This window comes from Pseudomonas sp. SIMBA_068, from assembly GCF_046534705.1.
GTDB lineage: Bacteria > Pseudomonadota > Gammaproteobacteria > Pseudomonadales > Pseudomonadaceae > Aquipseudomonas > Aquipseudomonas putida.
Genome location: NZ_JAWRYI010001116.1, coordinates 1 through 252, shown reverse-complemented (window position 1 = coordinate 252; position 252 = coordinate 1). Strand labels below are relative to the sequence as shown.

Here is a 252-nt window from a genome sequence, read left to right as displayed (position 1 = left end):
CAGGTTTGCACCACGGTGTCCGGGTTCAGAGACAGGCTATCGATCCCCTCTTCCATCAACCATGCGGCAAAGTCTTCGTGGTCGGACGGACCCTGACCGCAAATCCCGACATATTTGCCCTGTTTCTTCGCGGCACGAATCGCCATCGACAGCAGTGCTTTCACCGCATCGTTGCGCTCATCGAACAGTTCAGACACCACGCCGGAGTCACGATCCAGACCGAGCGCCAGCTGCGTCATGTCGTTTGAGCCA

1 protein-coding gene is annotated in these 252 nt (G+C 57.9%); it reads right to left on the bottom strand.

The features are described from left to right. The coding region (locus SB756_RS32960; protein ID WP_410913620.1) for a putative PEP-binding protein at positions 1–252 on the bottom strand (252 nt) is incomplete at both ends.